The sequence below is a fragment of the Cellulosimicrobium sp. So1_17 genome (assembly GCF_055181235.1).
This window is the reverse complement of the sequence record NZ_CM143702.1, coordinates 989,679-1,011,807: the sequence shown is the minus strand read 5'-3', so window position 1 is coordinate 1,011,807 and position 22,129 is coordinate 989,679. Positions and strand designations below refer to the sequence as shown.

The following is a 22,129-nucleotide window of genomic DNA, read 5'->3' as shown; positions in this document are numbered from 1 at the left end:
GCGCCTGCGTGCGCCCCTGCCACACTTGAACCCGGACCTCGGCGACGGGGCGCTGGGACCATGAGCGACGACGAAGGAGCGGGTGTGCCCGAGAACGACCACGAGACCGAGATGACGACGGACGCGGCGACCACCGGGCGTGTGAGCCTGTGGGGCGGCCGGTTCGCCGGCGGGCCGAGCGACGCGCTCGCGGCGCTCAGCAAGAGCACCCACTTCGACTGGCGCCTCGCCGGCCAGGACATCGCCGGCTCGAAGGCCCACGCCAAGGTGCTGCACGCCGCGCGGCTCCTCGACGACGACGAGCTCGAGGGCATGCTCGCGGCGCTCGACCGCCTGCGCGACGACGTCGCCTCGGGCGCGTTCGTCGCCGCGGACGACGACGAGGACGTCCACACCGCGCTCGAGCGCGGCCTCATCGAGCGCGCGGGCCCGGAGCTCGGCGGCAAGCTGCGCGCCGGGCGGTCGCGCAACGACCAGATCGCGACCCTCACGCGCATGTACCTGCGCGCCGAGGCCCGGACGATCGCGGGCCTCGTGCTCGACGTCGTCGACGCGCTCGTCGAGCAGGCCGCGGCCCATCCCGGCGCCGCGATGCCCGGTCGCACGCACCTGCAGCACGCGCAGCCCGTGCTGCTCGCGCACCACCTGCTCGCGCACTCCTGGCCGCTGCTGCGCGACGTCGACCGGCTCATCGACTGGGACGTGCGCGCCGCGCGCTCGCCGTACGGGTCCGGGGCCCTCGCGGGATCGTCGCTCGGCCTCGACCCGGCGGCGGTCGCGTCCGAGCTCGGCTTCGACGGCCCCGTCGAGAACTCGATCGACGGGACCGCGTCGCGCGACGTGGTCGCCGAGTTCGCGTTCGTCGCCGCGATGATCGGGATCGACCTGTCGCGGCTCGCCGAGGAGGTGATCCTCTGGGCGACCAAGGAGTTCGGCTTCGTGCGGCTGCACGACTCCTACTCCACGGGGTCGAGCATCATGCCGCAGAAGAAGAACCCCGACGTCGCGGAGCTCGCGCGCGGCAAGGCGGGCCGGCTCGTCGGCGACCTGACCGGGCTGCTCACGACGCTCAAGGGCCTGCCGCTCGCGTACAACCGCGACCTCCAGGAGGACAAGGAGCCGGTGTTCGACCAGGTCGACACGCTCGAGGTGCTCCTGCCCGCCTTCTCGGGCATGGTTGCGACCCTCACGTTCGACACCGACCGCATGGCGTCGCTCGCGCCGCAGGGCTTCTCGCTCGCGACCGACGTCGCGGAGTGGCTCGTGCGCGACGGAGTGCCGTTCCGCGTCGCGCACGAGGTCGCGGGGGCGTGCGTCCGGGTGTGCGAGGAGCGGGGGATCGAGCTGTGGGACCTGTCCGACGACGACCTCGCCGCGATCTCCGAGCACCTCACGCCGGGCGTGCGCGACGTCCTGAGCGTCGAGGGCTCCCTCGCGTCGCGCGACGCCGAGGGCGGCACGGCCCCCGTGCGCGTCGCCGAGCAGCTCGAGGCCGCGAAGGAACGCTCTGCGGAGTACCGGTTCTGGGCGCAGGGCTGAGCGTGTCCTCGCGCGCCCGTGTGGCGGTGGTCCGTCCGCACGTCCGGACGGACCCTCGTCACCAGCTCGACGGTCCGGAGGGCGTGCCCGGCGGCGGGTGCGCGTGAGCGTCGGTCCGGCGGTCCTCGCGGAGATCGTGCGCCGTGTGCACGACGCCGATCCGCGCGTCGTCCCCGCACCGCACCCGGGCGGGTGGCCGGCGCCCGGACGGGACGCGACGTCGGGCATCCGGCTGGTGGTCGTCGACGGCCCCGCCGGGTCGGGGAAGACGACGCTCGCGGCCCAGCTCGGTGAGGCGCTGCCCGCACAGGTGCTGCACATGGACGACCTCTACGAGGGCTGGCGCGGCCTCGAGCCGGCCTGGGCCCGGCTCGACGGGTGGGTGCTCGCGCCGCTCGCCTCCGGCCGGCCGGGTCGGTACCGGCGCTTCGACTGGGGACGCGACACCTTTGCCGAGTGGCACGACGTGCCGCCCGCGCCGTTCCTCGTCGTCGAGGGGTGCGGCGCGGCGCGGCTCGAGGCGGACGCGGTCGCGGCGCTGCGCGTCTGGGTCGAGGCGCCCGACGACGTGCGGCTCCGCCGGGGCCTCGACCGGGACGGCGAGGAGTCGCGCGACCACTGGCTCGCGTGGATGACCGCCGAGCGCGAGCACTACGCGCGAAACCGCACGCGCGAGCGGGCGGACCTGCGCCTCGACGGGTACGGGGGCGTCGTCGTGACGCCTCCTGCCGGGCGGTGAGCACCGGCCCGGGCCACGGCGTAGATTGCCGACCACGGAGGTGGTGCCATGAACACGGACGCGACGGCCGAGACGGCCGAGACGGCCGAGACGGCTGACGGTGCGCGCGTCGTCGGGCCGTGGGACGCACCCGGCCGGGGCTGGTACGCGCGGGACGTGCACGACGTCGCGCGGGACCTGCTCGGTGCGCTGCTCACCCGTCGCAGCGTCGACGGGGACGTCACGCTGCGGATCACCGAGGTCGAGGCGTACGACGGCGAACGGGACCCCGGGTCGCACGCCTTCCGCGGCCGGACCGACCGCAACCGGGCGATGTTCGGCGAGCCGGGACGGCTGTACGTCTACCGTCACCTCGGCCTGCACCACTGCGTCAACGTCGTCACAGGTCCCGTGGGACGCGCCTCGGCGGTGCTCCTCCGGGCGGGCGAGGTGATCGAGGGGGCCGAGGTGGCCCGGTCACGCCGTGCCGCCGTCGGACGGTGCGACTCCGACCGGCAGATCGCCCGTGGCCCGGCGCGCCTCGCGGTCGCGCTCGACCTGGACCTGCGCCACTACGGCGCAGAGCTCACGGATCCTGCGGGAGCGCTGGTGATCCACCGCCCGGGCCGACTCCTGCGACCCGCGATCGCCACGGGACCCCGGGTCGGGGTCTCCGGCGAGGGCGGCGACGGCGCGCTGTACCCGTGGCGCTACTGGCTCGCGGGCGACGCCACCGTCTCCGCGTTCCGCAAGGTGAGCGCCCGCGCGCGGTGACGTGCGGCGAGCGGCGACGTCGGCCGCCGCACGCGGAGGGGTGCGCCGCGGCGCGCGCCGACACGGCACACTAGGACCGCGGCCCGCACGGGCCGCGGTGCACGTGCCCGCTCCGTGGGCACCGGACGAAGGAGTGATGGTGAGCGACGTTCTCGACGAGCTGCAATGGCGAGGCCTGGTGGCGCAGTCCACCGACGAGGTCGCGCTGCGCGCCGCGCTGGCCGAGGGCCCGATCGCCTACTACTGCGGCTTCGACCCGACCGCGCCGAGCCTCCACCACGGTCACCTCGTCCAGCTCGTCGTGCTGCGTCACCTGCAGCTCGCCGGGCACCGCGCGGTGGCACTGGTCGGCGGCGCGACGGGGATGATCGGTGACCCCCGACAGTCGGGGGAGCGGGTGCTCAACACCAAGGAGACCGTCGCCGAGTGGACCGAGCGTCTCAAGGCGCAGGTGTCGCGCTTCCTCGACTTCGAGGGGGACAACCCGGCGCGCCTGGTCGACAACCTCGACTGGATCTCGGAGCTCTCCGCGATCGACCTCTTGCGCGACGTCGGCAAGCACTACCGCCTCGGGACGATGCTCGCCAAGGACACCGTGGCGCGCCGGCTGCGCTCCGAGGAGGGCATCAGCTTCACGGAGTTCAGCTACCAGATCCTGCAGGGCATCGACTTCCTCGAGCTGAACCGACGCCACGACGTCACGCTGCAGACGGGCGGCAACGACCAGTGGGGGAACCTGCTCTCCGGCGTCGAGCTCGTCCGCAAGGCCGAGGGCAAGGCCGTGCACGTGCTGACGACGCCGCTCATCACCAAGGCGGACGGCACCAAGTTCGGCAAGACCGAGGGCGGCGCCGTGTGGCTCGCCCCGGACATGATGAGCCCGTACGCGTTCTACCAGTACTGGCTGAACGCGGCGGACGACGACGTCGTGGGCTGGCTGAAGATCTTCACCTTCAGGTCGCGCGAGGAGATCGCCGAGCTGGAGGCCGCGGTGCGCGAGCGTCCCGGGGCGCGCGAGGCGCAGCGGGCGCTCGCGGGCGACGTCACCACGCTGGTGCACGGCGCGGCCGCGACCGAGGCGGTCGTGGCGGCGAGCCAGGCGCTGTTCGGTCGGGGCGAGCTGGGAGCGCTCGACGAGCAGACGCTCGGCGCCGCCGTGGCCGAGCTCCCGAGGACGCCCGTGCGCGCCGGCGACCCCGTCGTCGACCTGCTCGTCGGTGCGGGGCTCGTCGCCTCGAAGGGCGCGGCACGCCGGGCCGTCGCCGAGGGAGGGGCCTACGTGAACAACGTGAAGGTGACGGACGAGGACGCGGTCGTGAGCGCGCAGGACCTGCTCCACGGGCGGTACGCGTTGCTGCGCCGGGGGAAGAAGACCCTCGGCGTCGCGGTCGCCGGCGGCTGAGCCGGCACGTCCGAGGGACACGGGCTGTTCGCGGCTCGTGCCCCTCGGGCGTCCGGGCACGTCCTGGAGCGCCCGCCGGCGCCGCCGAAGCAGCGGCCCGAGGGTCCGGAACCGCGGAATCCTGCGGATTTGGCAGCCGGCTCCAGCGCGTGTAATGTTCTCGACGTTCGCCCGGCAGGGAGGAACGGACACCACGGTGAAGCTCTTCGGAGCAGGCACGAGGTGGCTGGTCCCCCGGGCGGTCCCCCTCTTCGAAAGACTGGGTGCTTCGTGCGCTCGTCCCGCTGAGGGGCTGCTGGGATCGCCAGCTCGCCTCGAATCTCGGCCGCAAGGACGAGTTGGAGAGCGGGGGGAGGACCTGGTAGGGTTGAGAAGTTGCCCCAAGCGAGGTTGGGCCTGAGGGTCTGGCTGAGTTGGTGTGTGTCGGTTGTTTGAGAACTCAACAGTGTGCTTGTTAGTCAATGCCAATTTTTGTCCCCTTTGTGGGCGTGGCTGGCTGGGTTGTCCCGTTCGGGGTGGCTGGTTGGTTGTGTCTGGGGATGTTTTTGGTTGATTTCGGAGAATGATCGTCAGATTGTTTTTCGTTTGTAGGCCAGTTTTGTGAATCTTTCGGGGTTCGCTTCGTATGGATTGTTCGCTGCCGGGTCTTTGGGTCTGGTGGTGGGCGTTGATCATTTACGGAGAGTTTGATCCTGGCTCAGGACGAACGCTGGCGGCGTGCTTAACACATGCAAGTCGAACGATGATGCCCAGCTTGCTGGGTTGATTAGTGGCGAACGGGTGAGTAACACGTGAGTAACCTGCCCTTGACTTCGGGATAACTCCGGGAAACCGGGGCTAATACCGGATATGAGCCGTCCTCGCATGGGGGTGGTTGGAAAGTTTTTCGGTCAGGGATGGGCTCGCGGCCTATCAGCTTGTTGGTGGGGTGATGGCCTACCAAGGCGACGACGGGTAGCCGGCCTGAGAGGGCGACCGGCCACACTGGGACTGAGACACGGCCCAGACTCCTACGGGAGGCAGCAGTGGGGAATATTGCACAATGGGCGAAAGCCTGATGCAGCGACGCCGCGTGAGGGATGACGGCCTTCGGGTTGTAAACCTCTTTCAGCAGGGAAGAAGCGCAAGTGACGGTACCTGCAGAAGAAGCGCCGGCTAACTACGTGCCAGCAGCCGCGGTAATACGTAGGGCGCAAGCGTTGTCCGGAATTATTGGGCGTAAAGAGCTCGTAGGCGGTTTGTCGCGTCTGGTGTGAAAACTCGAGGCTCAACCTCGAGCTTGCATCGGGTACGGGCAGACTAGAGTGCGGTAGGGGAGACTGGAATTCCTGGTGTAGCGGTGGAATGCGCAGATATCAGGAGGAACACCGATGGCGAAGGCAGGTCTCTGGGCCGCAACTGACGCTGAGGAGCGAAAGCATGGGGAGCGAACAGGATTAGATACCCTGGTAGTCCATGCCGTAAACGTTGGGCACTAGGTGTGGGGCTCATTCCACGAGTTCCGTGCCGCAGCAAACGCATTAAGTGCCCCGCCTGGGGAGTACGGCCGCAAGGCTAAAACTCAAAGGAATTGACGGGGGCCCGCACAAGCGGCGGAGCATGCGGATTAATTCGATGCAACGCGAAGAACCTTACCAAGGCTTGACATGCACGGGAAGTCACCAGAGATGGTGGTCTCTTTGGACACTCGTGCACAGGTGGTGCATGGTTGTCGTCAGCTCGTGTCGTGAGATGTTGGGTTAAGTCCCGCAACGAGCGCAACCCTCGTCCCATGTTGCCAGCGGGTTATGCCGGGGACTCATGGGAGACTGCCGGGGTCAACTCGGAGGAAGGTGGGGATGACGTCAAATCATCATGCCCCTTATGTCTTGGGCTTCACGCATGCTACAATGGCCGGTACAAAGGGCTGCGATACCGTAAGGTGGAGCGAATCCCAAAAAGCCGGTCTCAGTTCGGATTGGGGTCTGCAACTCGACCCCATGAAGTCGGAGTCGCTAGTAATCGCAGATCAGCAACGCTGCGGTGAATACGTTCCCGGGCCTTGTACACACCGCCCGTCAAGTCACGAAAGTCGGTAACACCCGAAGCCCATGGCCCAACCGGTTCGCCGGGGGGAGTGGTCGAAGGTGGGACTGGCGATTGGGACTAAGTCGTAACAAGGTAGCCGTACCGGAAGGTGCGGCTGGATCACCTCCTTTCTAAGGAGCTTCAACGCACGCCTTCCCCTCGGGGTGGTGTGTGGTGGCCACGGCCCACGCCGTTCGCGTGTGGGGGTGGTTGCTCATGGGTGGAACATTGACGAAAGAGCGTCGGTCTCGCTGGTGTCAGTACCTGCGTCGCCTGGTCTGCTGGGTTCTCCTTCGGGGGGTTCGGTGGTGTCCGGGGGGTGTGGTGGAACATCGCGGGCGGGTCCGGGGCTTGTCGAGCACACTGTTGGGTCCTCAGGTCGCCGGCCACTTCGGTGGTGGTGCCTGGTACGGGTCGGTCCGTGGATCGCGAACCGCTCGCCGAGCTGGTCTTGGTGGGTAGGCGGGTCTGTGCGGGTCGGGGTCGTTGGTTGTTTGAGAACTGCACAGTGGACGCGAGCATCTTTGAAGTGATCAAGATGCAAAAAGTACGGGTGTGCCCTTCGGGGTGTGTCCGTGGTTTTTGTTCTTGGTCTCTGCGAATAGATTGTAGTGTGTGTGTCGAAGTTTTTAAGGGCACAGGGTGGATGCCTTGGCACTAGGAGCCGAAGAAGGACGTCGTAGCCTGCGATAAGCCTCGGGGAGCTGGCAAACGAGCTGTGATCCGAGGGTTTCCGAATGGGGGAACCCCGTACGAGTCATGTCGTGCGACCTGCACCTGAATATATAGGGTGTGTGGAGGGAACGCCGGGAAGTGAAACATCTCAGTACCGGCAGGAAGAGATATTCCGTGAGTAGTGGCGAGCGAAAGCGGATGAGGCCAAACCGGGCGCGTGGTAAAGCTGTCAGGCGTTGCGTGTCCGGGGTTGTGGGACCCTTCTGGTGGATCTGACAGTCCACCGGGGAGTCAGAAAGCCGTGTCATAGTCGAACCGCATTGAAAGGCGGACCACAGACGGTGCGAGTCCGGTAGACGAAATGGCGCGGCCTCCCGAAGGGGATCCCAAGTAGCACGGGGCCCGTGAAATCTCGTGTGAATCTGGCAAGACCACTTGCTAAGCCTAAATACTACCTAGTGACCGATAGCGGACCAGTACCGTGAGGGAAAGGTGAAAAGTACCCCGGGAGGGGAGTGAAATAGTACCTGAAACCGTGTGCCTACAATCCGTTGGAGCCTCCTTGGTTGGGGTGACAGCGTGCCTTTTGAAGAATGAGCCTGCGAGTTAGTGCTCAGTGGCGAGGTTAACCCGTGTGGGGAAGCCGTAGCGAAAGCGAGTCCGAACAGGGCGTCCATAGTCGCTGGGTCTAGACCCGAAGCGAAGTGATCTAGCCATGGGCAGGTTGAAGCGCGGGTAAGACCGCGTGGAGGACCGAACCCACCAGGGTTGAAAACCTGGGGGATGACCTGTGGTTAGGGGTGAAAGGCCAATCAAACTTCGTGATAGCTGGTTCTCCCCGAAATGCATTTAGGTGCAGCGTCACGTGTTTCTTGCCGGAGGTAGAGCTACTGGATGGCCGATGGGCCCTACAAGGTTACTGACGTCAGCCAAACTCCGAATGCCGGTAAGTGGAAGCGTGGCAGTGAGACTGCGGGGGATAAGCTCCGTAGTCGAGAGGGAAACAGCCCAGACCACCGGCTAAGGCCCCCAAGCGTGTGCTAAGTGGGAAAGGATGTGGAGTTGCACAGACAACCAGGAGGTTGGCTTAGAAGCAGCCACCCTTGAAAGAGTGCGTAATAGCTCACTGGTCAAGTGATTCCGCGCCGACAATGTAGCGGGGCTCAAGTACACCGCCGAAGCCGTGGCATCTGCGCGTAACTCAGGCCTTCGTGGTCCAGAGGCGCAGGTGGGTAGGGGAGCGTCGTGTGGCCGGTGAAGCCGCGGGGGAACCCAGCGGTGGAGGCCACACGAGTGAGAATGCAGGCATGAGTAGCGAATGACGGGCGAGAAACCCGTCCGCCGAATGACCAAGGGTTCCAGGGCCAGGTTAATCCGCCCTGGGTAAGTCGGGACCTAAGGCGAGGCCGACAGGCGTAGTCGATGGACAAGGAGTTGATATTCTCCTACCGGCGAAGAACCGCCCATACCGAGCCCGGTGATGCTAACCGCCCAAACCTGTCCACCGACCCTTCGGGGTCACCGGACAGGGGCGCGCGGGACCCGAACCGGTAGTAGGTAAGCGTATTAACAGGGGTGACGCAGGAAGGTAGCCCGGCGTGGCGATGGTAGTCCACGTCCAAGGCTGTAGGCCGTCGGGTAGGCAAATCCGCCCGACACGAGGCTGAGAGCTGATAGTGAGCGCGTATGCGCGAAACGGGTGATCCTATGCTGCCAAGAAAAGCCTCGGCGCGAGGTTCTAGCCGCCCGTACCCCAAACCGACTCAGGTGGTCAGGTAGAGAATACCAAGGCGATCGAGCGAATCGTGGTTAAGGAACTCGGCAAAATGCCCCCGTAACTTCGGGAGAAGGGGGGCCCGAAACGTGAACCGACTAGCTCGGGGAGCGTGGACGGCCGCAGAGACCAGGGAGAAGCGACTGTTTACTAAAAACACAGGTCCGTGCGAAGTCGCAAGACGATGTATACGGACTGACGCCTGCCCGGTGCTGGAAGGTTAAGAGGACGGGTCAACCCCTTGCGGGTGAAGCTCAGAATTTAAGCCCCAGTAAACGGCGGTGGTAACTATAACCATCCTAAGGTAGCGAAATTCCTTGTCGGGTAAGTTCCGACCTGCACGAATGGCGTAACGACTTCTCCGCTGTCTCAACCGCGAACTCGGCGAAATTGCACTACGAGTAAAGATGCTCGTTACGCGCAGCAGGACGGAAAGACCCCGGGACCTTTACTATAGCTTGGTATTGATGTTCGGTGCGGCTTGTGTAGGATAGGTGGGAGACTGTGAAGCCCGCACGCCAGTGCGGGTGGAGTCAACGTTGAAATACCACTCTGGCCGCTTCGGATGTCTAACCTCGGTCCGTGATCCGGACCAGGGACAGTGCCTGGTGGGTAGTTTAACTGGGGCGGTTGCCTCCTAAAATGTAACGGAGGCGCTCAAAGGTTCCCTCAGCCTGGTTGGCAATCAGGTGTCGAGTGCAAGTGCACAAGGGAGCTTGACTGTGAGACTGACAGGTCGAGCAGGGACGAAAGTCGGAACTAGTGATCCGGCGGTGGCTTGTGGAAGCGCCGTCGCTCAACGGATAAAAGGTACCCCGGGGATAACAGGCTGATCTTGCCCAAGAGTCCATATCGACGGCATGGTTTGGCACCTCGATGTCGGCTCGTCGCATCCTGGGGCTGGAGTAGGTCCCAAGGGTTGGGCTGTTCGCCCATTAAAGCGGTACGCGAGCTGGGTTTAGAACGTCGTGAGACAGTTCGGTCCCTATCCGCTGCGCGCGCAGGAAACTTGAGAAGGGCTGTCCCTAGTACGAGAGGACCGGGACGGACGAACCTCTGGTGTGCCAGTTGTTCCGCCAGGAGCACCGCTGGTTGGCTACGTTCGGAAGGGATAACCGCTGAAAGCATCTAAGCGGGAAGCCTGCTTCAAGATGAGGTTTCCATACCCTCAGGGGTGAGAGGCACCCAGCAGAACACTGGGTAGATAGGCCGGACGTGGAAACGGGGACCAACGACCCGTGCAGCTGACCGGTACTAATCAGCCGACAACTTCAACACCCATCACACTCTCATGCGACGCGTCCACTGTGCGGTTCCCGAACCACCAACCCCACCACCCCCACACCAGGGGGCGGCACCCGGGAAAGTGTTCGACAGAGTTACGGCGGTCACAGCGAAGGGGAAACGCCCGGTCCCATACCGAACCCGGAAGCTAAGCCCTTCAGCGCCGATGGTACTGCCCTGGAGACGGGGTGGGAGAGTAGGACGCCGCCGGACAACCCTTCACCGAAGGCCCACCCCACCAGGGGTGGGCCTTCGGCATTTCACCATCCTCCACAGCGTGCGCGATCATCCGCGCGGGCGGCGTGTTGCCGCCAAGGCAGCGGTCGCTGACCGCGCGCAGCCGGCGTGGGAGGATGATCAGCGCACTTCTGTACGGGGAGGGAACCCTGGTGAACGACACCCACGACGGCTCCGATCGCGAACGTCCGTCCTCCGACGGGCCGCGCGACGAGCGCGGCGGTCGGGACGACCGAGCCAGGACGTCCGGCCAGGGCCGCGGCGGACGTGACGGCGCGCCCGGCCGCTCGGGCTCCTCCGGCGGGCAGCGACCGTCGCGAGGCGCGGGGGCGCCGCGCAGCGACCGCGGCTCCGGTGAGCGCGCCGACAGGCGGGCACCGGTACGGCGCGAGGACGAGGGCCGCAAGGCCTTCCCGCGTCGGGACGACCGCGGTGGAGCGCGAGCGGGCGCGCGAGACGACCGCCCGACCGGCAGGGACGATCGCCGGCCCGGGCGGGACGACCGTCGGACCGGGCGGGACGACCGCGCGGGTCGCGACGATCGCACAGGCGGTCGTTACCCCGCGCGTCGTGATGACGGTCCGGGTCGTCGGCCAGAAGGCACCGGCGGTCGCGACGGCACCCGTCGCGACGGCGGCCGCGGACCGCGGGACGGCCAGCGTGAGGGCAGGACGGGGAGCGCATCCGAGCGGTCTGGGGGGTACGAGCGGCGTGACGGCGGAGCGCGGTCCGACGGCGACCGTCGGAGCCATGCCCCGCGCGGTGGCGCAGGTCGTGACCGTGCGCGGTCCGACGAGCGTCCGGCACCGCGGCACCCCGCGGGCCCTCCCGTCGCGGAGGACGTGACCATGTCACAGCTCGACCGCTCCGCGCGGGCGCGCCTGCGGACGCTGAGCAAGGACACGGCGGAGGTCGTGGGCAAGCACCTCGTCATGGCGGGACGGCTCATCGACACCGAGCCCGAGCTGGCCTACGAGCACGCGCAGGCGGCGGTCCGGCGTGCCGGTCGGGTCGACGTCGTCCGCGAGGCGGCCGGTCTCACGGCCTACAGCACGGGCCGTTACGCCGAGGCGCTGCGCGAGCTGCGCACGGTGCGTCGGCTCAACGGCTCGTCGGAGCACCTGCCGATCATGGCGGACTGCGAGCGGGGCCTGGGCCGTCCGGAGCGGGCCCTCGCGCTGGCGGCCTCCGACGAGGCGCGCACGCTCGACGACGTGGGGCGGACCGAGCTCGCGATCGTCGTCAGCGGGGCTCGCGTCGACCTCGGGGAGCTCGACGCCGCGCTGGCCGTGCTCGCCCAGGTGCCGACCGCCGGTACGCGGGGCGAGCTGGGAGCCCGCGTGCAGCAGGCGAAGGCGTCCGTCCTCGAGGCGGCGGGACGGACCGAGGAGGCTGCGGAGATCCTCGCGGGCATCGACGCGTCGTTCCTGGTCACCGTTCCGGGTGACGACGACGAGGACGTGGTCGTGTACGACCTGTCCGACGACGAGCTGTCCGGGACCGACGACTCCGCCGGGACCGACGACTCCGGCGCGACGGCGACGGGCTCTGCCGCGACCGGTTCCGTCGCGACGGGTTCCGCTGCGACCGGTTCCGCCGCCCACGACGGGACCGAGGACGCGGGCGTGCAGGCCGGTGGCGTGCCGTCGGAGGAGGACGGGCGGTGAGCGGCGGTCTGCTCGCGAGCGAGGTCGCGCTGGACGAGGCGTACGACCTCGCGCTCGTCGACCTCGACGGCGTCGCGTACCGGGGCCACGACCCGATCCCGCACGCGGCCGAGAGCCTGACCGGTGCTCGCGCGCGGGGGATGCGGCTCGTCTTCGTGACGAACAACGCGTCGCGCGAGCCGGGCTCCGTCGCGGAGCAGCTCACGGGCCTGAGCATCCCGACGACCGCGGACGAGGTGCTGACCGCCGCCCAGGCGGCGGCCGCGCTGCTGCGCACGCGGCTCGAGCCCGGAGCGCGGGTCCTGGTCGTCGGGGGCGCCGGACTGGTCACCGCCGTGCACGACGCCGGGCTCCAGATCGTCGAGAGCGCCGACGACGACCCCGTCGCCGTGGTCCAGGGATTCGCGCCCGAGCTGGGCTGGACCCAGCTCGCGGAGGCGGCCTACGCCGTCCAACGTGGCGCTTGGCACGTCGCGAGCAACCTCGACCTGTCCCTGCCGACGGCGCGCGGGTTCGCGCCGGGCAACGGCTCGCTCGTCGGGGCCGTGCGCGCGGCGACGGGGGTCGAGCCCGACAGCGCCGGCAAGCCGTCGCCCACGATGTACCGCCTCGCGATCGAGCGCGCCGGAGCCCGGGCGCCGCTCGTCGTCGGAGACCGGCTCGACACGGACCTGGCGGGCGCCCGCGCCGGCGGGTACCCCGGTCTGCACGTGCTCACGGGCGTGAGCACGGCGCGCGACGCGATCCTCGCCGAGCCGGGTCTGCGCCCGCACTTCCTCGGGGCCGACCTGCGGTCGCTCCACGAGGCCCACCCGGCGCCGGAGGCCGCGGACGACGGCTGGTGGACGTGCGGGCGGAGCGCGGCACGGGTCGAGGACGGGGCGTTGCGCCTCGACGTGCGCGGTCCCGCGACGATCGACACCGTGCGGGTGGCGGCGTCCGCGGCGTGGGCGACGGTCGACGAGGGCGGCGTCGTCGACGCCGCGAGCGTGCCCGAGATCGCCGTCGGCTCGCACTGACCCGGCAGCCGGGCTGCCCGTGACGTCGGACGATCGCGGCGCGGCAGTCCTCGAGGTGCCGGTCCGGTGGGTCGTAACCGGTAGCGTGGGCGGCGGCGGCCACGAGGCCGCCGTCGCAGCACCGGAGGGAGCAGAGATGGCGGACGGGAACGTGCCGGGCGTCGCGACGCCGGGCGACCTCCGGCGCCGCGAGGTCGTCCTCGCGTCGGGGCCCCACGACGTACCGGGAGCGGTCGACGCGTCCGGCGCGCTCGACGACGCGCTCGCGCGGCTCGACCACCTCGACTCGCTGGCGACTCCGGCGCACGTGGAGGTGCTCGAGGCGGTGCACGAGGCGCTCGTGGCCGACCTGGCGCGCTCGGAGGACTGAGCGTGGCGGGAGGCTCGGGTGCTCGTCTGGACGGCGAGCTGGTGCGACGCGGCCTCGCCCGCTCGCGGCGCCACGCGGCAGAGCTCCTCGCGGCAGGCAGGGTGACGCGGGACGGTCTGCCGGTGACCAAGGCGTCGCTCGCCGTCGGGACGCAGACCGTGCTGGCCGTCGTCCCCGACCCGGACGACCCCGGGTACGCGTCGCGAGCCGCGTTCAAGCTGGCCGGGGCGCTGGACGCGCTCGAGGCGCTGCGCGGCGGCGTGCCGGGGCTGCCGGCGCCGCCCCGCGTCGACGGCGCCCGGTGTCTCGACCTCGGTGCCTCGACCGGCGGGTTCACCGACGTGCTCCTGCGCCGGGGCGCTCACGAGGTGGTCGCGGTCGACGTCGGGCACGACCAGCTCGTCCCTGCCCTGCGTGCGGACCCGCGGGTCGAGGTCCACGAAGGGCTCAACGTGCGCGACCTCGTGCCCGAGCACGTGGGCGCCGTACCGGACCTGGTGGTGGGCGACCTGTCCTTCATCTCGCTCGCGATGGTGCTCCCGGCCGTCGCCGGTGTCGTCGGCCCCGGGACGGACCTGCTGCTGCTCGTGAAGCCGCAGTTCGAGGTCGGTCGCGACCGGCTCGGCAGCGGAGGCGTGGTCCGCGACCCGTCGCTGCACGCCGAGGTCGTCACGTCGGTCGCCCGTCACGCCGCGCTCGCCGGGCTGCGGCCGGTGGCGGTGGTCCCGAGCCCGTTGCCGGGACCCAGCGGGAACCGCGAGTACTTCTGGTGGCTGCGGGCGGGCGACTCCCGCGAGGTGGACGACTCCGCCGTGGCCGAGGCCGCGAGGCGCGCCGTGGCCTGGGACCCGGCGCCCGGGGCCGACGCCCCACCCGTCGCCGTCGTGCTGCCAGCACCCGGTCGCGAGACCGCGCAGACCATCCGCTCGACTGGAGGAGCACCGTGACACGTCGCGTGCTGATCGTCACCCACGGCGGCCGCCCGGAGGCGGTCGTCGCGCTGCGTGAGGCGGTCACCGAGCTCGAGGCCGCGGGCTTCGCCGTCACCCTGCACGACGACGACCTCGCCGAGACCTTCGGCGACCACATGGCGCTGACCCGTGTCCGCGAGGGGGTCACCGAGTCCGAGGTCGTCATGGTGCTGGGCGGTGACGGCACGATCCTGCGGGCGGCAGAGCTCACCCACGGGACCGAGGTCCCGATCCTCGGCGTCAACCTCGGTCACGTCGGGTTCCTCGCCGAGAGCGAGCGCGAGGACCTCCACGCGGCGGTGGCACGTCTCGTCGCGGGGGACTACACGGTCGAGGAGCGCACCGTCGTCGAGGTGCGTGTGCACCTCCCGGACGGCGGCGAGCCGCTCACCGGCTGGGCGCTCAACGAGGCGACGGTCGAGAAGGCCCAGCGCGAGCGCATGATCGAGGTCGCGATCGGCGTCGACGGCCGGCCGGTGTCCTCGTTCGGGTGCGACGGCGTCGTGACCGCGACCGCGACGGGCTCCACGGCCCACGCGTTCTCCGCGGGCGGGCCCGTGATGTGGCCCGAGGTGGACGCCGTCCTCGTCGTCCCGCTCGCGGCCCACGCGCTCTTCGCCCGCCCGCTCGTCGTCGGGCCGCGGTCGACCGTGACCGTGGACGTCCTGCCGCGCTCCGCGTCGCCCGGCGTCCTGACGTGCGACGGCCGACGCCGCATCGACCTGCCCAACGGCTCGCGCGTCGAGGTGCGCCGCAGCCCCACACCGCTGCGGTTCGCCCGGCTGAGCACCGCCCCGTTCACGGACCGGCTCGTCTCGAAGTTCTCGCTGCCCGTGGTGGGCTGGCGCGAGCGCGCAGCCGACATCGCCGCCACGACGACAGCCGCCACGACGACAGCCGCCCCGACGGCGAGCCGCGCGTCCGTGGCGCCCGACCCTGAGGAGGAGTGAGCGTGCTCGAGGAGATCGTCATCGAGAACCTCGGCGTCATCCGGTCGGCGCGCGTGCCGCTCGGACCGGGCCTGACCGTCATCACGGGGGAGACCGGCGCCGGCAAGACCATGGTGCTCACCGGCCTGGGGCTGCTCATGGGCGGCAAGGCCGATCCCGCGACGGTGCGGCCGGGTGCCGCGACCGCCGTGGTCGAGGGCCGCGTGCGGGTCGTGGACCGTCCAGCGGTGGCGCGCCGGGTCGACGACGCAGGCGGGGAGGTGGACGACGACGGCACCGTCGTCGTGCTGCGGACCGTCGCCGCAGAGGGCCGCTCGCGCGCGCACCTCGGCGGGCGGAGCGTGCCGCAGGGCGTGCTCGCCGAGCTCGCGGACGACCTCGTCACCGTGCACGGGCAGTCCGACCAGCTCCGCCTGCGCACGGCGAGCAGGCAGCGCGAGGCGCTCGACGCGTTCGCCGGACCCGAGCACCGCGCCCTGCTCGACCGGTACCGTGCCGCCTGGGCGGAGCGGAGCGCGCTCCAGGCGGAGATCGACGACCTCACGACCCGAGCCGGAGAGCGGGCGCGCGAGGCCGAGCTCCTGCGCCTCGGCCTCGCCGAGGTGGAGCGCGTCGACCCGCAGCCGGGCGAGGACGTCGAGCTCGCCGCGCTGGTGGCCCGTCTCGGCAACGTCGAGGAGCTGCGCGTCGCGGCACAGCTCGCGCACGACGCGATCGCGGGCGACGACGCCGCCGAGCAGCAGGAGGACGCCGTCACCTCGGTCGACCGCGCTCGCCGCGCGCTCGAGTCGGCGGCTCCCACCGACCCGGCGCTCGCACGGTTCGCCGAACGGCTCGCCGAGGTGGGGTACGTCCTCGCGGACGTCGCCACGGAGATCTCCGGGTACGTCGAGGACCTCGCCGCGGACCCGGCGGGGCTCGAGACGTCGCACGCGCGGCTCGCGGAGCTCGGCACGCTGACCCGCAGCTACGGCCAGACGATCGACGACGTGCTCGCGTGGGCGAGCGACGCCGGGCTGCGCCTGCTGGACCTCGACGACGGCGGTGAGCGGCTGCGCGCCGCGACGGAGCGGCGCGACGAGCTCGACGCGGAGCTGGGGAGCGTCGGCGCTGCGGTCACGGCGTCCCGCGACCGCGCGGGCGCGGAGCTCGCCGCGGCGGTGACGGACGAGCTGCGCGGTCTCGCGATGAGCGGTGCGAGCCTGGTGGTCGACGTCGCTGCGGCGGACGAGCCGGGCCCGTGGGGTGCGGACGCGGTGACGTTCTCCCTCACCCCGCACCCCGGCGCGCCGCCGCGGCCGCTCGGCAAGGGCGCCTCCGGGGGCGAGCTCTCGCGCGTCATGCTCGCCATCGAGGTAGCGCTCGCGACGTCGGCCGTGGGTGCCGACGGCAGCGGGCCGGCGCTGCCGACGTTCGTGTTCGACGAGGTCGACGCAGGGGTCGGGGGGAAGGCGGCGGTCGAGGTGGGCCGGCGGCTCGCGGCGCTCGCACGCCGGGCGCAGGTGGTCGTCGTGACGCACCTCGCGCAGGTCGCGGCCTTCGCCGACGACCAGCTCGTGGTGACGAAGTCCTCGCCGGAGCGCGACGAGGTAGGCGACGCCGACAGCCCGGTGACCGTGACGGGCGTGCGGAAGGTCACGGGGGAGGACCGGGTGCGCGAGCTGGCGCGGATGCTGTCCGGACAGGAGGACTCCGACGCGGCCCTGCGGCACGCGCACGAGCTCCTCGAGTCGTCGGTCGTGGGACGATAGGGCACGATGAAGCTGACTCTGCGCAAGACCACGCTGCCGGAGACCGGACCCGACACGTTGGGCCCGGCCAGGGTCGACGCCCGGACGAAGGCCCTGACCAAGCGGCTGCAGCCGGGCGACGTCGCGGTCATCGACCACGTCGACATCGACCGCGTGGCGGCGGACGCCCTCGTCGCGGCGAAGCCCTCGGCGGTCCTCAACGCTGCACGGTCCGTGTCCGGCAGGTACCCGAACCTCGGCCCCGACATCCTCGTCGCGGCCGGCATCGTGCTCGTCGACGACCTCGGACCGGCGATCATGGCGATCCCGGACGGCCGCGAGGTACGCCTCGACGGGAACAAGATCCTGCTCGGCGACGACCTCGTCGCGGAGGGCGTCGTCCAGACGGAGGCGACGGTCGCCGACAGCCTCGAGGAGGCGCGCGCCAACCTCTCGGCCGAGATCGAGTCGTTCGCCGAGAACACGATGGACTACCTGCGGCGGGAGCGCGAGCTCCTGCTCGACGGCGTCGGCGTCCCGGACATCCGTACCGAGATCGACGGCCGCCAGGTGCTCATCGTGGTGCGCGGCTACCACTACCGCGAGGACCTCGCGACGCTGCGGCCCTACATCAAGGAGTACCGGCCCGTGCTCATCGGGGTCGACGGTGGCGCGGACGCCATCCTCGACGCCGGCTGGAAGCCGGACCTGATCGTGGGCGACATGGACTCGGTGTCGGACCGTGCCCTGAGCTGCGGCGCGGAGATCGTCGTGCACGCGTACCGCGACGGCAAGGCACCGGGGCTCGAGCGGGTGAAGGAGCTCGGGGTGGACCCCGTCGTGTTCCCCGCGACGGGCACGAGCGAGGACATCGCGATGCTCCTCGCCGACGACAAGGGTGCCGAGGTCATCGTCGCCGTCGGCACGCACGCGACGCTCGTCGAGTTCCTCGACAAGGGACGGGCGGGCATGGCGAGCACGTTCCTGACGCGCCTGCGGGTCGGTGGCAAGCTCGTCGACGCCAAGGGCGTCTCGCGCCTGTACCGGCACCGGATCTCCAACGTCCAGCTCACGCTGCTGTCGCTCGCGGGGCTGTTCGCCGTCGTCATGGCGCTGCTGTCGACGTCGGCCGGGCAGACGTTCTTCGGGCTCGTCGGCGCACGGTTCGACGACCTGACCTCCTGGATCGGCGCCCTGTTCGGCGGAGGCTGACCACCGGCGGCACCACGGCGCGACCACGGTCGCCCGAGGAGTCGCCCGGTCGCCGGCGGCACCCGCCTGCCGGCCCTCCGGACCGCACCCGACCACCTGACCACCTGCAGCACGCACCGAAGGACACCACCGCACAGTGATCGACTTCAGGTACCACATCGTCTCGTTGATCTCCGTCTTCCTCGCGCTGGCGGTCGGGATCATCCTCGGCGCCGGGCCGCTCCAGGGCGCGATCGGCGACCAGCTCACCGGGCAGGTCGAGCAGCTGCGCGCCGAGCGCAACGAGCTGCGCGACGAGCTCGACCGGGCGAACGTCACGCTCGACGACGGTGCGCGCTACATCGAGGCGGCCGGCCCTCAGCTCGTCGCCGGGTCGCTCCAGGACCGTCGCGTGGCCGTCGTCGACCTGGACGGTGCCGACGGTGAGCGCGACGAGCAGATCGGCGCGCAGCTCGAGTCCGCGGGCGCGAGCGTCGTCGCGCAGGTGCGTCTCACGGACTCGTGGACGAGCGAGGAGGAGGTGAGCGCGCGGGACACCGTGGCGGAAGGGCTCGCCGACAAGCTCGGCGACGTGCCGGAGGACGCCTCGACGGACCAGCGGCTCGCGCGCGCTCTCGCGCTCGCGCTGACGGGCACGTCCCCGCAGGACCCCGACGCGCGCAGCGACGAGGCCGTGGAGCTCGAGACGCTGCTCGAGCGCTTCGCACTCGTCGACGTGGTCGAGGAGCAGGTCGCGCCGGCCGACGTCGTGCTCCTCCTCGCCGGACCGGCGCCCGAGCAGGCCACCGATGCTGCGGCGGAAGCCACCGAGGCGCCCGCTCCCGACACCACCGTGATCGACATCGAGGTCCAGGTCGCCGTCGCGGCGCAGGACGTCGCGCAGGCCGCCCTCGTCGCCGGGAGCACCGCGGTGCCCGGTGACCTCGTCTCCACGATCCGCGGCTCCGAGGAGCTCGCGGCGAACCTCTCGACGGTGAGCGGGACCGAGGCCGAGCCCGGTCGCATCAACGTGCCGCTCGCGCTCGCGGCCCGGCTCGCGGACCAGGTCGGCCAGTTCGGCTTCGAGGAGAACGCCACGGCGGTCATGCCGCCGGCGGTCGAGCTGCCCCCTGTCGTCCGCGGCTCGGAAGGCGCAGACGACGCCGAGGGCGCCACGACGAGCACGACGACCGACCCGGGCGAGGGCTGACGTGGGGCGCGCGGGATCCGTGCTCCTGGCGGCCGCGGTCGCCGCGGCTACGACGGCTGTTCTGCGGCGGGCGCTCGAAGGTCGCTCCCCGGGCGGTGCCGAGCGCTGGACGCGCACGAACCACCGCGGCGAGCCCATCAGCATGCTCGAGGGTCCCGCCGTCGCCGCCGGCCTCGTCGCCGGAGCGCTCGCCACGGGCGCCGACGCGCGCACGCGGACGGCGACCGCGCTCGCGGCGGCAGGTGGCGGCGCCTTCGGCCTCGTCGACGACCTCACGGAGGACACGTCGACGCGCACGAAGGGGCTGCGCGGGCACCTGGGCGCGCTCGCGCACGGCACGGTCACGACCGGCGGGCTCAAGGTGCTCGGCATCGGCGCGACGTCGCTCGTCGCGGCGGCCGTCGGCACCCGCCGCCGCGGCTCGGCGCTCGGTCACCTCGTCGACGTCGGCGTCAACGGCGCCCTCGTCGCGGGGACCGCCAACCTCGTGAACCTCCTCGACCTGCGCCCGGGCCGCGCCCTCAAGGCGTCCGCGCTCGTCTCCGTGCCGTTCGCCGGGTCGGCAACCGGTGGGACGACAGGCGCCGTCCTCGGTGCGGGCGCCGCCGCCGCACCGGCAGACCTCGGCGAGCGCGACATGCTCGGCGACTGCGGGGCGAACGCACTCGGCGCCGTGCTCGGGAGCCAGGTCGCGTTCGCCGCGCCGCGGGCCGTGCGCTGGCTCGCGCTCGCGGGCGTCGTGGGGCTGACCCTGGCGAGCGAGAAGGTCAGCTTCTCGGCCGTCATCCAGGGCAACGACGTGCTGCGGCGCGTCGACACGTGGGGGCGGCGCGCCGCGTGAGCGGACGTCCCGGGCGCCTGCGCGCGGCGACCCAGACGCTCGCGGGCGCGGCCGTGATGATCACGGTCGTGACGGTCGCGAGCCGTCTCGTCGGTTTCGCGCGCTCGCTCGTCCTGTCGTCGACGCTGGGCACGACCGGCGTCGGGACGGCGTACTCGTCGGCGAACATCCTGCCGAACGTGCTGTTCGAGGTGGCGGCGGGCGGGGCGCTCGCCGGCGCCGTCGTGCCGCTCCTCGCAGGACCGATCGCACGCCGCTCGCAGGCGGACGTCTCGCGCATCGCGTCTGCGGTGCTCGGCTGGACGCTGCTCGTGCTCGTGCCGCTGGGCGCGCTCCTCGCGCTGCTCGCCGAGCCGATCGCCGCGACGCTCATGTCGAGGTACCCGGAGCTCGTCGACGTCACGGCGACGTTCGTCCGCGTGTTCGCGCTCCAGGTCCCGCTCTACGGCGTCGCCGTCGTGCTCGGCGGCATCCTCCAGGCGCACAAGCGGTTCTTCTGGCAGGCGTTCTCCCCGCTGCTGTCGAGCCTCGCCGTCATCGCGGTCTACCTCGTGTTCGTCGGGCTCGCCGACGGGAACCAGGCGGACGTCGCCGCGCTCTCGGGCCAGGCGATCGCGTGGCTGGGCTGGGGGACGACCGTCGGGGTAGCGGTCCTCGCGATCCCGCTCGTCGGGCCCGTGCTGCGGACCGGGACCCGGCTGCGGCCGCGGCTGCGGTTCCCGCACGGCGAGGGCGTGCGGGCGCGCAACCTCGCTCTCGCGGGCGTCGGGGCGCTCGTCGCGCAGCAGCTCTCGGTGCTCGCCGCGATGGGCGCCGCGCTGCAGTTCGGCCCCCAGTCGACGTTCCCGACGTACACGTTCGTGCAGCAGGTCTACCTCCTCCCGTACGCGGTGCTGGCCTTCCCGCTCGCGACGAGCGCCTTCCCGCGGCTCGCCGAGCACGTCGCCCACGCCCGCCAGGACCGCTTCCGCGAGCTGCTCGCGACGACGACACGCGCGCTGGTCGTCGTCTCGGGGCTCGGCGTCGCGGCGCTCGTCGCGGCGTCCGGGCCGGTCGAGGTGGTGTTCGCCGCCGTCGCGCGGACGACCGTCGAGGGCCTCGGGGCCGGCGTGGCGTGGATGGCCCCGGGCATCGTCGGCTACGCCCTGATCCTGCACCTGTCGCGCGCGCTCTACACGATCGACCGCCAACGCGCCGCGGTCGTCGCGACGGTCGCGGGGTGGGTCATGGTGGCGGTCGCCGTCTTCGTCCTGCCGGCCGTGACGGGCGCGCGTGACGCCGAGGGCGTGCTGTCGATGCTCGGACTCGCGACCACGCTCGGCATGACCGTCGCGGGCGCGGGTCTGCTCCTCGGCGTCCGGCGGTTCGCCGGGGTCGCGGCGGTCGCCGGTGTGCTGCGCACGCTCCTCGTCACGGGTGTCGGATCCGCTGCCGGAGCCACCCTCGGCGCGCTGCTCTCCCGTGCGCTCCTGCCTGACGACGCGGGCTGGCTCCCGGCCGTCGGCGTCGGGGCCCTCGCGGCGGTCCTCGCGGGCGTCGTCGTCCTGGGGACGTCTCTCGTGGTCGACCGTCCCGCGTTGCTGGGCGTCGTCCGCCGTGGGGCGACGGAGCCGGCGCGCACCGAGGACGGGCCGGTCGACCCGTCCTCGTCCTGAGGGGAGCACGGCGAGGTGTGAGGCGACCGACGTCGTGCGGGCGCCGGGTCCGCGT

General features: G+C 70.8%; 14 protein-coding genes and 3 rRNA genes. All 17 read left to right on the top strand.

Annotated features, from left to right (window positions below; translation table 11 throughout):
* Positions 1-111: 111 nt before the first annotated feature.
* Complete coding sequence (gene argH / locus ACZCLJ_RS04525; RefSeq protein ID WP_463106353.1) at positions 112-1,539, top strand: argininosuccinate lyase; 1,428 nt, start codon at positions 112-114, stop codon at positions 1,537-1,539.
* Positions 1,540-1,642: 103 nt separating this feature from the next.
* Positions 1,643-2,278, top strand: coding sequence for a uridine kinase family protein (locus ACZCLJ_RS04520; RefSeq protein ID WP_463105618.1), 636 nt, complete (start codon positions 1,643-1,645; stop codon positions 2,276-2,278).
* A 48-nt stretch (positions 2,279-2,326) separates the two neighbouring features.
* Positions 2,327-3,031, top strand: a complete 705-nt coding sequence (locus ACZCLJ_RS04515) for a DNA-3-methyladenine glycosylase (protein WP_463105617.1) — start codon at positions 2,327-2,329, stop codon at positions 3,029-3,031.
* A gap of 139 nt (positions 3,032-3,170) precedes the next feature.
* Entirely contained in the window at positions 3,171-4,433 is a 1,263-nt protein-coding gene (gene tyrS, locus ACZCLJ_RS04510; protein ID WP_463105616.1) for a tyrosine--tRNA ligase, read from the top strand.
* Positions 4,434-5,107: 674 nt separating this feature from the next.
* A 16S ribosomal RNA gene (locus ACZCLJ_RS04505) occupies positions 5,108-6,631 on the top strand.
* 488 nt (positions 6,632-7,119) lie between these two features.
* Positions 7,120-10,227: ribosomal RNA gene (locus tag ACZCLJ_RS04500) — 23S ribosomal RNA — on the top strand.
* A gap of 102 nt (positions 10,228-10,329) precedes the next feature.
* Positions 10,330-10,446, top strand: a 5S ribosomal RNA gene (gene rrf / locus ACZCLJ_RS04495).
* Together the 16S, 23S and 5S rRNA genes form the textbook arrangement of a ribosomal RNA operon.
* An 872-nt stretch (positions 10,447-11,318) precedes the next feature.
* A complete protein-coding gene (locus ACZCLJ_RS04490; protein ID WP_463105615.1) occupies positions 11,319-12,137 on the top strand; it encodes a hypothetical protein in 819 nt (272 codons plus the stop codon).
* A complete protein-coding gene (locus ACZCLJ_RS04485; RefSeq protein WP_463105614.1) occupies positions 12,134-13,156 on the top strand; it encodes an HAD-IIA family hydrolase in 1,023 nt (340 codons plus the stop codon). Before ACZCLJ_RS04490 ends, ACZCLJ_RS04485 begins: the two co-directional genes overlap by 4 nt.
* Before the next feature lie 136 nt (positions 13,157-13,292).
* A complete protein-coding gene (locus tag ACZCLJ_RS04480; RefSeq protein ID WP_251150799.1) occupies positions 13,293-13,526 on the top strand; it encodes a hypothetical protein in 234 nt (77 codons plus the stop codon).
* Between the two features lie 2 nt (positions 13,527-13,528).
* Positions 13,529-14,473, top strand: coding sequence for a TlyA family RNA methyltransferase (locus tag ACZCLJ_RS04475; RefSeq protein WP_463105613.1), 945 nt, complete (start codon positions 13,529-13,531; stop codon positions 14,471-14,473).
* Positions 14,470-15,447 (top strand): NAD kinase, encoded by a 978-nt coding sequence (locus ACZCLJ_RS04470; protein WP_463105612.1) that lies wholly within the window; start codon positions 14,470-14,472, stop codon positions 15,445-15,447. Before ACZCLJ_RS04475 ends, ACZCLJ_RS04470 begins: the two co-directional genes overlap by 4 nt.
* 2 nt (positions 15,448-15,449) lie before the next feature.
* Positions 15,450-17,198: a DNA repair protein RecN gene (recN, locus tag ACZCLJ_RS04465; protein ID WP_463105611.1), complete on the top strand. Its 1,749-nt coding sequence runs from the start codon at positions 15,450-15,452 to the stop codon at positions 17,196-17,198.
* A 6-nt stretch (positions 17,199-17,204) separates the two neighbouring features.
* Positions 17,205-18,389, top strand: coding sequence for a putative cytokinetic ring protein SteA (steA, locus tag ACZCLJ_RS04460; RefSeq protein WP_251150803.1), 1,185 nt, complete (start codon positions 17,205-17,207; stop codon positions 18,387-18,389).
* Positions 18,390-18,525: 136 nt separating this feature from the next.
* Complete coding sequence (locus ACZCLJ_RS04455) at positions 18,526-19,578, top strand: copper transporter (protein ID WP_251150804.1); 1,053 nt, start codon at positions 18,526-18,528, stop codon at positions 19,576-19,578.
* 19 nt (positions 19,579-19,597) lie between these two features.
* A complete protein-coding gene (locus ACZCLJ_RS04450) occupies positions 19,598-20,419 on the top strand; it encodes a hypothetical protein (RefSeq protein ID WP_463105610.1) in 822 nt (273 codons plus the stop codon).
* Positions 20,416-22,074 (top strand): murein biosynthesis integral membrane protein MurJ, encoded by a 1,659-nt coding sequence (murJ, locus tag ACZCLJ_RS04445; RefSeq protein WP_463105609.1) that lies wholly within the window; start codon positions 20,416-20,418, stop codon positions 22,072-22,074. Before ACZCLJ_RS04450 ends, murJ begins: the two co-directional genes overlap by 4 nt.
* Positions 22,075-22,129 lie beyond the last annotated feature (55 nt).